The organism is Enterocloster sp. OA13, from assembly GCF_022440595.1.
Lineage (GTDB): Bacteria > Bacillota > Clostridia > Lachnospirales > Lachnospiraceae > Enterocloster > Enterocloster hominis.
Map to the genome: position 1 here is coordinate 2,926,670 of NZ_JAKNTF010000001.1, position 12,267 is coordinate 2,938,936.

The following is a 12,267-nucleotide window of genomic DNA, read 5'->3' on the forward strand; positions in this document are numbered from 1 at the left end:
TTCTATGCATTTAGTATAGACCATGCCCTATGGTGGAATGTCAACCGTTTTTTTGAGATTTTCTTAACCAGCAGGAAAAATAAAGGATGAATGTAAATGGACAATTCTGGAAACCCTTGCAATATATGGATTTTCGGGCGGTGATATCCGGAATCCAGGACAAAAAAGAAGCAGGTACCAAGGTACCTGCAGACCAAAAACGACAGTTTTATGCTCCATCCATTTACAGGATGGAAAGGAAAACGACATTTCCCCTCTTTATGTCCATTACAAATCTTTCCCCTAAGGGGAAGCTTTTGAAGGGCTTAGGGCCCGTCCATGACCGGCACTATCACCTCGGTCACAAATTCCTCCGGGTTCCTGGTTGTCCAGTAGTCCACCACATACCGCTCATAAGACTCAGGGCCGCACTTATATCCCCTGTCCCTTGCCCAGTCCCGTATCTTCTTATAAGATTCCCCAATCCGTTCCAATGCACCCAGATGATAAACCGTCACCGCCATGATCCCGCCGAACACGGTCTTGTTGGTGCCAGCCATACAGGGCCGGACGGGCCTCTGCATGATCCTGGCCCGGGTGCTGGTCCCTTCCATCTTATCCGTCCAGGAGGGGAACCTTAAGATTACCTCCCCTGCAATCTCATTGTTCACGCTTTCCAGATAATTCACCCAGTCAATATTGATGATGGATTCCATGTAGCGGTAGGAAAAATCCTGGTCCATATAACAGTAGTCAGCCGTGTTTATGTATTTAATCCCTGCTTCCTGCACATTGCTCCTGGACACCAGCTGCGCCTCCTGGATCAGCTCATACCAGTCCTTTACAGCCATATAGCTGTTGTGGATTTCCTGCTCCTGGATCCTCAGTTCATCAATCTTGCTGATGAAGTTCTGTTTCACGAAATAATAGGTGTTCCCCTCCACCAGGTCCTGCATTTCCTCCAGCTTAAACCCCATCTGCTTGTAATACTTAACGATAGGCACCGTCAGCAGTGTTTCCCTGTTATAATACCGGTAACCGTTCTCCTTACAGATCACATCCGGCGTGATGATTCCGATCTGGTCATAAAAACGAAGCGCCTTTTTTGAAATGTTGCATATCCTGCTCACTTCCCCAATTGAATATAACTTTTCCTTCTGCATGATCCCCGATGTTACCCCCTGTCAGTTTTTAGGAACCAGCCTTCCCGGCTGTTCCTGTCATTCAAACATGTCTATACACATAAGTATAAACCTTCCCGTTATGTGGAATGTCAATAACCATTCGCGGCGCTCAAAATCCCTAAAATCAGCGCAAAAATGAACACCCGGCGCCGCGCTGTGTCAGCCAGGCCGCAATACCGGGCCAGTAAACAGGGCAATCCTCCCCTGCTTTTCCATCCGCTCCTGTCTTGGTCCATTTCCCCCTTCCCCTATAGTGGAAGGTTTTTCATCCGGGCGGCGGGGTAACCATTACAATGATTTCCGTTACAAATTCTTTTGGGCTGCGGGTGGTCCAGTAATCAACCACATACCGCTCGCAGCACCCTTGGGCACAGGTATAGCCCTTAAGCCCTGCCCATCCAAGGATCCGCTCATAGGCCTGTCCAATGCTGTCATAATCCCCCACATGGTAAGTACAGGCAGCCATCTGTCCGCCGTACAGGATCTGGGATGGATCCTCCTGGTCCGGCCAGACCGCCTGCTGCATGATCCTTGCCCTGGTACAGTTCCCGGCCATCTTATCTGCCATGGACGGGAACTGGAGGATGACCGGTCCCGTAATCCGCTGCCCGGCCTGTTCCAGATAATTCGTCCAGCTGATGTTAATGACAGACTCCATATACTGATAGTCAAACTCCTGGTCCATATAACAGCAGGAAACCGGGGTTATGTAGCGCAGGGACACATCCCGGATATTGTGGCGGATTACCAGTTCCGCCTCCTTCACCAGTTCATACCAGTCCCTGACAGCCACATAACTGCCCTGGATTTCCCGCTCCATGTCCTTAAGTTCACTGATCTTACTGTGGAAATTCTGCTGCAGGAACTGATACGTGTTCCCGCCCAGCAGTTCCTGCATTTCCTCCAGCTTAAACCCCATCTGCTTATAGTATTTCACCACCGGTACCAGCAGCAGGGTCTTCTTGCTGTAATAGCGGTAGCCATTCTCCTCGCTGATATGGTCCGGGGAAATGATCCCGATTTTATCATAATAGCGCAGGGCTTTTGTGGATATGCCGCAGATGCGGCCCACCTCCCCTATGGTATACAGTTCCTTATCCTTCAAGATAATACCGTTCCTTTCCCTGGGTTTTCTTCCTGTACTCCACCGCTGTCACCGGGCAGCCGCAGATGCAGGCCATGCACTGGGTGCATTCGCTGCCCCAGACCGGCTGTTTCCCCTCCATCCTGATATTGTTAAGGGGGCAGAGGGATGCACATTTCCCGCAGCCGATGCAGGCAGATGTGGTGTGATACCCCTTTGCTGTCACGAACAGGGGATAGAACAGGTCATTGACAATACCGCTTTTAAGGGCATTGGCCACGGTCGGTCCCTGCTCCGGGAACTTCCTGCCCCCGCCCACCAGGGAGGCGGCAAGGAGGATCGGCTCCTTTGCCCTGCGGATGATTTCCTGTATCTCTTCCCTGCCAGGCGCCTGGTACATGGTGATATAGTTCTCCGGCATCCGGATTCCCATAAGCCCCTGATATGCCAGCCCCTTCCGTACACACAGCTTTTTTGCATACTTCCCGGCCATTCCCACGTCCCCGCCGCAGGTCAGCACAAAATAGATATCCGCATTCCCCTCAAAGGCCGTTTCCAGGATAAACCGTTCCACCACCCTTGGAAGCCGCCACGCATAAACCGGGCTGACCACCACAAAGGGCGTCTTGGACACCAGCGCCTCACGGTTCCCTGTCTTAAGACGGTCATTGATGGACACGGCCTCATCCTTCAGTTCCTCTCCCATCATCTTTGCCACATACCGGCTGTTGCCTGTTCCGCTGAAATACAGTATCATATTTTTCATCTCCTGTTATTATTTATACGCTGCAGTGTCTGCCAAAGCTTCCGTATCAGCTGTTTTCCCACACTGGTTGACGCCCTGGACCTACAGGATCCGTTTTATCAAGATTATACAGGAACAACGGAATTATTGCAAACTTGACAGCGCATGGGATTTCATGCTATACTGGCGTTACAAAAATTTCAGTGTGGATTTTTCTAGTTTTGACTCTTTTCGCCACACAATTGTCTTATAGGCAATTGTGTGGCTTTTTTGTTTCTCATATCTGGAAACGGAACTGCTGAACGGAATATGGAGGTTGTAATATGATGAACGATGATTTTATGAAGGAAAAGCCCATTCTGCCGCTGCTTACATCCATGGCATTCCCCATGGTCATTTCCATGCTTGTGGGTTCCCTGTATAATATTGTTGACAGCTTTTTCGTTGCACAGATCAGCGAAAAGGCTATGACTGCATTGTCCCTTGTTTTTCCGGTGCAGAATTTCATTAACGCTGTTTCAATCGGATACGGCATTGGTATCAATGCATTGATTGCATTCAGCCTGGGGGCCGGGAATAAAAGCAAAGCCAGCCTCACAGCCACCCAAGGGCTGTTATTCTCAGTCATACATGGAATCCTTGCAATGGCTGTGTGCATTCCCATCATGCCTGCATTCCTGCGGCTCTTCACATCGGATGGGACGGTCATAGCACTGGGGGTACGTTATTCTTCCATTGCATTCCTGTTTTCACCAATCATCATGGCAGGGCTTTCCTTTGAAAAGATTTTCCAGTCCGTGGGCAGGATGAAGATTGCCATGGCAAGCATGCTGTGCGGATGTATTTCCAATATCATCTTAGATCCGCTGCTGATTTTCGGGATTGGTTTTTTCCCGGAAATGGGGATTACAGGCGCTGCCATTGCCACCGGAATCGGGCAGGTCATCACATTAGGAATCTACCTGATCATGTACGTGGCACACCCTATTCCCGTGCATTTCAGCCGCAGGTATCTGGCTTTTAACAAATCCGTGGATGTCCGGCTTTATGCCATCGGGATACCCGCCATGTTAAACCTGGCCCTTCCCTCCCTTTTAATATCATTCCTCAATGCCATCCTGGCCATGTATTCGCAAAGCTATGTTGTCATTTTAGGGATTTATTATAAATTACAGACGTTCCTTTATCTTCCTGCCAATGGGATTGTCCAGGGAATGCGCCCCCTTATAGGCTACAATTTTGGCGCGGGGGAACACGGAAGGGTTAAGAAAATATACGGTATGACCCTATGTATGAGCGGTATCATAATGCTTCTTGGGACCGTGGCATGCCTGACGTGGGCCAGACAGCTGATTGGACTGTTCACGGATAACCCGGAAACAATCCTGGCAGGACAGACAGCCCTGCGCATCATCAGCGCCGGGTTTATTGTATCCGCTGTCTCAGTCACATCCTCGGGAGCATTGGAGGGACTTGGGAAAGGAACCCAGTCCCTCATAATCTCACTGTTCCGGTATCTGTTCATCATCATCCCGGCAGCCTCCCTCTTATGCAGAATCATGGGACCTGTGGGGGTCTGGAATGCGTTCTGGATAACGGAGTTCATGACGGCCGTCATAGCAGCCATTGTCTACCACAGGTCAGTGAATATGGCGGGTGGTGTCCGTGACCATGCCTGCCTCCGCAAGAAGGAGTCCTGCTGACGGCGGAATCCCTTGGCGGATCCTTATGGCGGATTCTTATGGCGGATTCTCATGGTGAATCCTTATGGCAGATCCTTATGGCAGATTCTCATAGCGGATTCCGTTCAGGATGCAGTCACACACCTGCCGCCGATATGGCCTGTACCGCTTCCTCCCTGGAAAGCCACTGGCCCCATGTATACCCTCCCCTGGCCCTGGATGTATCATAGACCGCATTCAGGGCCTTGTCATATTCCTCCTTCGTCATCACGACGCCGTTCCATTGATACTGGTATACCGGGTTCTGGTTCTCATCATACTGCACCTTTGAGTTATCCCCTGCCCCATAATATCCGGCTGCGGCCTGTACCAGGCGTCCGTCTTCCAGCCGGTATACAATGTCATAGTAGCTGTCCATATTGCCGTCCGAATTACACAACAGGTTTTCCCTTTCAATATAAGAAAAGCCAAGCCTGTCCAGCCGGGATTCCCGGACCTGTCCCTGTGCGTAGCCGGCAATGCTGCAGCCGACCGCCTCGCTGTTACCAATCATCACCAGCTCCGGTATATCGTCATTGTCAATATAGATCAGATTGTACCCCTGCCACTGTTCCCCATCCAGCTCCATGATATAGTCGATGTATGCCTGTTTCCATTCAGAACCCGCGCTGACGGCATCCCCTCTTCCCACGCCTAAAAATCCCAGGATTGACTTCACCGTCTTATCCGCAACCGCTGAGTTTGCCACATCCGAAAGATCCTTCTCAAGGACAAAGGAACCGTCCGCGCTGCCACGGTAAATCCTTGCCTCCGAGTATCCCGTCCCCGCCTCAGGGCCGGATGCCGGGGAATAACTGCAGATGATGATGATATCACTGTAACCATCGCTGTTATAGTCTGGAAATGATACGGCTTCCACCTGATTGAAGGTCTCATTGGCGCGGACATTGTCCCCGTATACGCCCTCCAGGGTATCCACAGCCCGCCCGTCCTTCTCCAGCCTGAACACCACATCCCCCATAGGATTTTTAGCTGGATCAGGTCCGTAGGAAGCAAAGGTCACATCGCCCAGCGGAATCAGGCTGACCTGGAATGTCTGGTCCTTTATCAGCCTGGCCTGTATCCCGCCGTCCTGTTCCTGGGCGCCGCCCGCCCCACTTTCCTGTACCTCATTGTTCCCCGTCCCGTCCTGCAGACCGCTGTTCCCTATCCCGTCCTGCAGATTGCTGTTACCAGTCCCATTCAGCGTCCCGCTGTTTTCCTCCCCGTTCCCCGGCTTCCCGTCTATCCAGATTTCACTGTTTTCTTCTGTCTGCCCGGTACGGGATTCCTCTGTTTCCTTTGCCTTGCCGTCAGGGCCGCAGGCGGTCAATGCCGCGCAAAGGGCCATCAGGCACAGGGCTGCCGTGCATTTTCTTACACTGATTTTCATGATTTTTTCCTCCCAATGTCCGTTATTGTAGGTCATTTCTCTGTAAAGCATTGCTATATCGGGGATTTCCCCACATGAAAAGAGCCGGGAGCTTCCTGTTCCCAGCCGCTTATCATTACGATTCCAGCCTGGCATATCCGGCGCAGGAGGATTCCCTCCCTTCCAAGGCCGCCTGTCTGGCTATCCTGCTAATGAGGCGCTCAGCCATGGCCGCCGATGTCAGTGTCACATATATCTCCAGCGCGCTGCTGATGATCCCGGCTGCTGCCAGAAGAAGCGCGGACCCGCCCACAATGGCCAGCCAGCCATAAAGGAACCCCCGGTAGACCTGGGGATATATCTGGTACTGGGACCATATGACCAAAAGCAGGTATAAAAGCACCAGTACTGCGGATAAAAATGCAAATATGATATGTAACACTGATTTCAGCGGAAGCTCCCCGGGAAGATAAGGCGTCGTGATGGCGCAGAACAACAGCACCAGGGCAGACGGGACCATCCTCCCGCAGGCAGGATGCAGGGGCAGACGGGATTTAAGTTTCCTGTGGACTATATGGAAAAAACCGCCCACCAGCACGCCCCATAGGAAAAAAGACCGCTTTTTATCAAAGAAGTTGCCAATAACAGAAAAATTGGTGGTAAACCAATTGTATCCTCTTGTAAATAAGACCGTATATACGGGAATTAAAAAGTAAGCCCAGAATTTCATCAATTGACCAGTCCGTTTCTTTTGTTTTATACAGTATAGCAGACAGTTGGAAATTTATATTTAAGAAAAAATGATTTCTTTCTGAACAATTGATAAAATATTCTTACGTCCTCCCTCCCCTATTCCATCCTTCTAAGTACCGTGCGCTCAAATTCATCCACCGGCATCGGTTTTGCAAAATAATATCCCTGTCCTATGTCGCAGCTGACCGATTGCAGGAATTCCAGCTGGACTTCATTTTCAATCCCTTCCGCAACCGTTGTGATGGAAAGCGCCTTGGCAAGATGGATGATGCTTTCAATCACCACCTGTCCCCGCGAGGAGGTGGACTGTTCCGACAGGAACTCCTTATCCAGCTTAAGCTCCGCAATATCCAGGTCCTTCAGGGTGTTCAGGGAGGAATAGCCGCTGCCGAAATCATCCATGGATATGGAAAATCCCATGTCATGGAGTTTACTGATTACCATCTTGACCTGGGCCAGATTGCTCATGGCCACGCTTTCCGTCACCTCAAGGATGATCATGTCCGGGTCAATGCTGTACCGGTCCACAATCTGGCGGAACTTGTCAAGGTACTCCTCGTCATAGAAAAATATCCTGGACTGGTTCACGGATATGGGCCGCACCTTGTATCCCTGTTTCATCCAATGGGAAACCCGGCGGCAGGCCTCCTCCAGCATATACATGTCCAGTTCAGTGATGAATCCGTTTTCCTCGAATATGGGGATGAACTCATCCGGATAATGTATGATTTCCCCATTTGAGCACCAGCGGACAAGGGCTTCCGCACTGTGAAGGGAACCATCCTCCAGATAATACTTCGGCTGGAGATACATGTGGAATTCCCCGTTGGCCAGCGCGGCCTGCATCTGGCTGGCAATCTCAATCTTCCTGCGCGCCTTTTCATGCATTGCCCCGTCATAAAATGCAATGGGGTTGGTGGTATTGCCATTGACGCTGTTAAGGGCCAGCAGGGCGCCGTTAATCACGGTATCCGGCGATGCAGGGTCCTGTCTGTCCGGATCCGGCGCCTGGATGATATAAACCCCGAAATTACAGTTAATGCGGTAGTCCTGATTGGGACTTATGGTATATTCATTGATGCCCTTCTGTATTTTTTTAATCCTGTCCGTCAGTTCTTCCCTGCCCTGGTAATAAACCAGCATCCCGAAACGGTCGGCATTATCCCTGTAATAGCGTTCCCCCTCCCTGATATCAGCGCGTAAGACCTTCGCAATATGCAGCAGGAAGAGATTACCTTTCTCAAAGCCGAAAAATTCATTCACAAACTTAAAACCGCTTATGTTCATCAGCACGATGGCCCGGTCCGCTGTCTCCTTTAACAGGACAGGCAGCTCCGATACAAACCGGTTCCTGTTATCAGCCCCTGTCAGGCTGTCCTTATATGCAAAGAGCCTGAGGGATTCATGCTCCCTTTTTAATAAGGTATAGATATACAGGAACAGGACTGCGAACAAAAGGAAGATACAGGCCATCACACCGGCAAACACAATGAATACGCTGTCAAAATTGTGATTCAGGAACGTCTGCGGCACCAGACAGAAAATCTGCCATCCATTAACCCCCACCGGAATAAAGGTTACCCAGTAGGCTTTCCCCTGATAATGGAAGACAGCAAACGAATCACCGCCCGTTCCAATGTCGGCCAATATGGAGGAACGGACCTCATCCGTGAAATCCCCGTCATCAAAAATGTTGCCCATCTGTTTATTTATGACCGCATGGCCGGAACGCAGGACGAAATTCCCCTTCTGGTCAATGATATGTACATAGGCAATGCCGTCAAAAATCTCCTGGCTGATGATATCTGAGAGGTTGGATGTGGTCCGGGTAGCCGTAACCGCGCCAATGACATTCCCCTTATGGGTAACCGGGACCCCGTAACAGACAACCGTGTTATCCGACATCTTGTCTTTCATGATCCCGGAGACAACGGACTCGCCTGATAAGGTCCTGGCAATGAAGTCTTCATCGCTGGTATCCACCCCATAGTGCCTTGTTCCGTCCGTATCTATAAAATATCCCTTGCAGTCAGGAAAAACAAATCCCATACGGATAAAGTCACTGCGGGTGCCCTCTTCCTCCAGATAAGCCAGTACCACATCCAGATTCACGGAACCATGCTGTCCTGTAATGGCAGCCACTGCGTCCAAGGTCTGGATATCCCCGTCAATCTGCTCCGTAATGATATTCTTATACTGGGATACAATCTCTTTCATATACTTCTGCGCTTCTTTTTCCTGGGTGCCTTTGATACTGAAATAGCTGACACCGCCTGCCATCACAAGAATGACGCTGACAATCGAAAACAGGGCAACCGCTATGGTGATCTGCTTTTTTACTTCCTCTCTGGCCAAGGTTTTTCCTCCTATGCATCGCAAGAACATCCTGATTTTTATCATACACCATAATTATAAGTTATTCAATCATCACAGATAATAAATGGAATTTGTTTTTTGATACCTGGCACGGGCGTATATATTACCATAAAACCGGCTGGCAGGCCATCCAGTTCTTCTTTAACCTGTGCAACGCCCTCTCCCAGACGCAGGCGGCGGTCCAGATAGATTTCACACTGGCAGGGAACCGCATTGAGGGAGGCGCCTCCCATCCCCGTCATTGGCCTGCGCCGTATCCATGTGGGAATCAAAATGTATGACCTTGCCTCCGCTTCTGTCCTCATAGTACGGACACACAGGCCCAGGCGCGCATCCATGGCAGTGACTCCGTCCAGACCATACCGGCCTTCATCAGCGGACATTGCAGCGAACCCCTTACCATTGACAGGATTGCCAGGGAGGTATCCCTAAGCTCCAGTGAATGCTGCCGCCTGTTTAAAAGGAAACTGGGGACAACGCCCCTGCAGTACAGGAAGTCCGCATTTTCATGAAAACGGCCCGGAAATGGCGGCAATGTTTCCCAACAGGAGACATCTGTTCGTGTTTACGGCACAAATACATTTTATTTAAAAATGTCCGTCTGATGCGGATATTTTCTCTTGATATTTGGTCTGTCTGCCCTTATAATGGAGATATAAGATACTTGGAAATGAGCTGTTTTTTTCACACTCGCATATGTAGCAAGGGGGTTATATCATGCAGGATCATACCATGTGGGCTTTAACAAAAAAAAAGCCGGAAACCGGACTTTGGATGGAGCGTGTCCCGGTTCCGGAAGTAGGACCAAATGATGTGAAGATCAAAATTCACAAAACAGCTATCTGCGGGACAGACGTACATATCTATCAATGGAATGAGTGGGCGCAGCACACAATTCCAATCGGCCTTACGGCCGGGCACGAATATGTGGGGGAAATTGTGGAAGTCGGTTCCGGGGTGGACGGACACACCGTAGGGGACCTGGTATCCGGGGAAGGCCATATCACCTGCGGCAAGTGCAGGAACTGCCTGGAAGGACACAAGGAAAACTGCAGGGATGCCAAGGGTGTCGGCGTGAACCGTAACGGCGCTTTCGCGGAATACCTGGTGATTCCCTCATCCAATGTATGGAGCTGCCGCCCGAATATACCGGAAGAGCTTTATGCAATATTCGATCCATTCGGCAATGCCACCCATACGGTCCGCTCCTATGACGTGCTGGGTGAGGATGTGCTGATTGCCGGCGCAGGACCCATCGGCATCATGGCCGCTGCCATTGCAAAGTTCAGCGGCGCCCGTCATGTGGTGGTTACGGATATGAATGAATACCGCCTGGACCTGGCAAGGAAGCTGGGAGCCACCAGGACCGTGAACCTGAAGCAGGAAAAACTGAGGGATGTAATGAAGTCCATCGGGATGACAGAAGGCTTTGACGTGGGGCTTGAGATGTCCGGCAGCCCGGCGGCCCTCTCCGATATGATCCTCAATATGAAACACGGCGGCAACATTGCCCTTCTGGGACTTCAGGGACGTGAAACCATTGTCAATCTGGAAACCGTGATTTTCAATGGCCTGAATATCCGGGGCATTTACGGCAGGAAGGTTTGGGATACCTGGTATAAGATGACCACCATGATAGAGGCAGGCCTGGATATCTCCCAGATCATCACCCACCGTTTTGATATCCGCGACTATGAAAAGGGATTTGAAGCCATGATTTCCGGGCAGTCCGGCAAAGTAGTCCTGGACTGGTCCCACATTAACGAATAACCATATTGAAAAGGAGATGTAAAGATGGCCCGCAAGAATGATATTTTAAGTATTTATACAAAAGAAGTAGAGGAAATCAGGGAAGCCGGACTTTTTAAGGGTGAAGCGCCCATTGCCTCCGCCCAGGGCGCCCGGGTAAAACTGGAGGACGGCCGGGAGGTCATCAACATGTGCGCCAACAACTATCTTGGCCTTGGCGACAGCCAGAGACTGATTGACGCGGCCAAGAGGACCTACGATGAAAGAGGCTACGGCATGGCTTCGGTCCGCTTTATCTGCGGGACCCAGGACATACACAAACAGCTGGAAGAACGGATTTCCCATTTCCTTGGAACGGATGACACCATCCTCTATTCCTCCTGCTTTGATGCCAACGGAGGGCTGTTCGAGACAATCCTTGGCCAGGAGGACGCTGTGATCAGCGATGAGTTAAACCATGCCTCCATCATCGATGGGGTGCGCCTGTGCAAGGCCAAACGCTACCGCTACAAAAACAATGACATGGCTGACCTTGAAGAACGGCTGAAGGAAGCGGATGCCGCCGGAGCAAGGGTTAAACTGATTGCAACCGACGGTGTGTTCTCCATGGACGGCATCATCTGTAACCTGAAGGGCGTATGCGACCTGGCCGATAAGTACAACGCCCTGGTCATGGTTGACGACAGCCACGCGGTAGGCTTTGTGGGCAGACACGGCCGCGGCACAGCGGAATATAACGGCGTGGAAGGCCGGGTGGACATCATTACAGGCACCCTGGGCAAGGCCCTGGGCGGCGCTTCCGGCGGATATACATCCGGGCGCAGGGAAATCATCGACCTGCTCCGTCAGAGAAGCCGCCCCTACCTGTTTTCCAACACCCTGGCTCCCGCCATCGTGGGCGCCAGCCTGGAACTGTTCGACATGCTGGAGGAAAGCACCCAGTTACGTGACCATTTAGAGGAGACCACCGCTTACTACAGGAAGCAGCTGACTGACAACGGGTTCGATATCATTCCAGGAACCCATCCGTGCGTGCCTGTCATGCTTTATGATGAAAAGCTGGCAGGGGAATTTGCAAAAAGGATGATGGCAAAGGGCGTGTATGTGGTTGCCTTCTCCTTCCCCGTGGTGCCAAAAGGCAAAGCCAGGATCCGCACCCAGGTCTGCGCAAGCCATACCAGGGAAGATATTGATTTTATTGTGAAGTGCTTTAAGGAAGTGCGGGAAGAGATGGGGCTTAGCTAAGACCCGGATGATTTTTCCGTAAACAGGCGGAAGAATCCCCTGGTCCGTGACCGGACCAG

The 12,267-nt window shown here is 51.0% G+C and carries 11 protein-coding genes; 4 read left to right on the forward strand and 7 right to left on the reverse strand.

The annotated features are described in order from the left end of the window. Nucleotides 1–305: 305 nt before the first annotated feature. The 3 genes from MCJ35_RS12990 to MCJ35_RS13000 all read right to left on the reverse strand — a co-directional run bounded on the left by MCJ35_RS12990 (nt 306) and on the right by MCJ35_RS13000 (nt 3,004). On the reverse strand, nt 306–1,142 hold the full coding sequence (locus tag MCJ35_RS12990) for a MerR family transcriptional regulator (RefSeq protein ID WP_025486850.1): 837 nt from the start codon (nt 1,140–1,142) through the stop codon (nt 306–308). 286 nt (nt 1,143–1,428) lie between these two features. Then, nucleotides 1,429–2,268, reverse strand: coding sequence for a MerR family transcriptional regulator (locus MCJ35_RS12995; RefSeq protein ID WP_025486849.1), 840 nt, complete (start codon nt 2,266–2,268; stop codon nt 1,429–1,431). Continuing rightward, nucleotides 2,258–3,004 (reverse strand): EFR1 family ferrodoxin, encoded by a 747-nt coding sequence (locus tag MCJ35_RS13000; protein ID WP_040379576.1) that lies wholly within the window; start codon nt 3,002–3,004, stop codon nt 2,258–2,260. The genes MCJ35_RS12995 and MCJ35_RS13000 overlap by 11 nt, the downstream gene beginning before the upstream one ends. A gap of 314 nt (nt 3,005–3,318) precedes the next feature. Here MCJ35_RS13000 and MCJ35_RS13005 point away from each other — a divergent pair, with 314 nt between their 5' ends. Then, on the forward strand, nt 3,319–4,695 hold the full coding sequence (locus tag MCJ35_RS13005; protein WP_025486848.1) for an MATE family efflux transporter: 1,377 nt from the start codon (nt 3,319–3,321) through the stop codon (nt 4,693–4,695). Nucleotides 4,696–4,810: 115 nt separating this feature from the next. On the opposite strand, the gene MCJ35_RS13010 is transcribed toward MCJ35_RS13005, so the two are convergent. The 4 genes from MCJ35_RS13010 to MCJ35_RS13025 all read right to left on the reverse strand — a co-directional run bounded on the left by MCJ35_RS13010 (nt 4,811) and on the right by MCJ35_RS13025 (nt 9,597). Next, a complete protein-coding gene (locus MCJ35_RS13010) occupies nt 4,811–6,106 on the reverse strand; it encodes a hypothetical protein (RefSeq protein WP_240299512.1) in 1,296 nt (431 codons plus the stop codon). A 115-nt stretch (nt 6,107–6,221) separates the two neighbouring features. Further along, nucleotides 6,222–6,677: a hypothetical protein gene (locus tag MCJ35_RS13015; RefSeq protein ID WP_240299513.1), complete on the reverse strand. Its 456-nt coding sequence runs from the start codon at nt 6,675–6,677 to the stop codon at nt 6,222–6,224. Nucleotides 6,678–6,934: 257 nt separating this feature from the next. Beyond that, nucleotides 6,935–9,193: a bifunctional diguanylate cyclase/phosphodiesterase gene (locus tag MCJ35_RS13020; protein ID WP_025486844.1), complete on the reverse strand. Its 2,259-nt coding sequence runs from the start codon at nt 9,191–9,193 to the stop codon at nt 6,935–6,937. Between the two features lie 65 nt (nt 9,194–9,258). Next, nucleotides 9,259–9,597, reverse strand: a complete 339-nt coding sequence (locus MCJ35_RS13025) for a hypothetical protein (RefSeq protein WP_025486843.1) — start codon at nt 9,595–9,597, stop codon at nt 9,259–9,261. Here MCJ35_RS13025 and MCJ35_RS32075 point away from each other — a divergent pair. From MCJ35_RS32075 to MCJ35_RS13035, 3 genes are all read left to right on the forward strand, one after another. After that, nucleotides 9,586–9,726, forward strand: a complete 141-nt coding sequence (locus MCJ35_RS32075; protein WP_353656118.1) for a helix-turn-helix transcriptional regulator — start codon at nt 9,586–9,588, stop codon at nt 9,724–9,726. The genes MCJ35_RS13025 and MCJ35_RS32075 overlap by 12 nt on opposite strands. A gap of 205 nt (nt 9,727–9,931) precedes the next feature. Further along, entirely contained in the window at nt 9,932–10,984 is a 1,053-nt protein-coding gene (gene tdh, locus MCJ35_RS13030; protein WP_008717142.1) for an L-threonine 3-dehydrogenase, read from the forward strand. Nucleotides 10,985–11,008: 24 nt separating this feature from the next. Beyond that, nucleotides 11,009–12,208, forward strand: coding sequence for a glycine C-acetyltransferase (locus MCJ35_RS13035; RefSeq protein ID WP_025486842.1), 1,200 nt, complete (start codon nt 11,009–11,011; stop codon nt 12,206–12,208). Nucleotides 12,209–12,267 lie beyond the last annotated feature (59 nt).

What these genes read in the sequence shown, in the direction of transcription:
- MCJ35_RS12990 (WP_025486850.1), bottom strand. Translation starts at nt 1,142, where the DNA reads ATGCAGAAGGAAAAGTTATATTCAATTGGGGAAGTGAGCAGGATATGC.
- MCJ35_RS13000 (WP_040379576.1), bottom strand. Translation starts at nt 3,004, where the DNA reads ATGATACTGTATTTCAGCGGAACAGGCAACAGCCGGTATGTGGCAAAG.
- MCJ35_RS13005 (WP_025486848.1), top strand. Translation starts at nt 3,319, where the DNA reads ATGAACGATGATTTTATGAAGGAAAAGCCCATTCTGCCGCTGCTTACA.
- MCJ35_RS13010 (WP_240299512.1), bottom strand. Translation starts at nt 6,106, where the DNA reads ATGAAAATCAGTGTAAGAAAATGCACGGCAGCCCTGTGCCTGATGGCC.
- MCJ35_RS13025 (WP_025486843.1), bottom strand. Translation starts at nt 9,597, where the DNA reads ATGTCCGCTGATGAAGGCCGGTATGGTCTGGACGGAGTCACTGCCATG.
- tdh (WP_008717142.1), top strand. Translation starts at nt 9,932, where the DNA reads ATGCAGGATCATACCATGTGGGCTTTAACAAAAAAAAAGCCGGAAACC.
- MCJ35_RS13035 (WP_025486842.1), top strand. Translation starts at nt 11,009, where the DNA reads ATGGCCCGCAAGAATGATATTTTAAGTATTTATACAAAAGAAGTAGAG.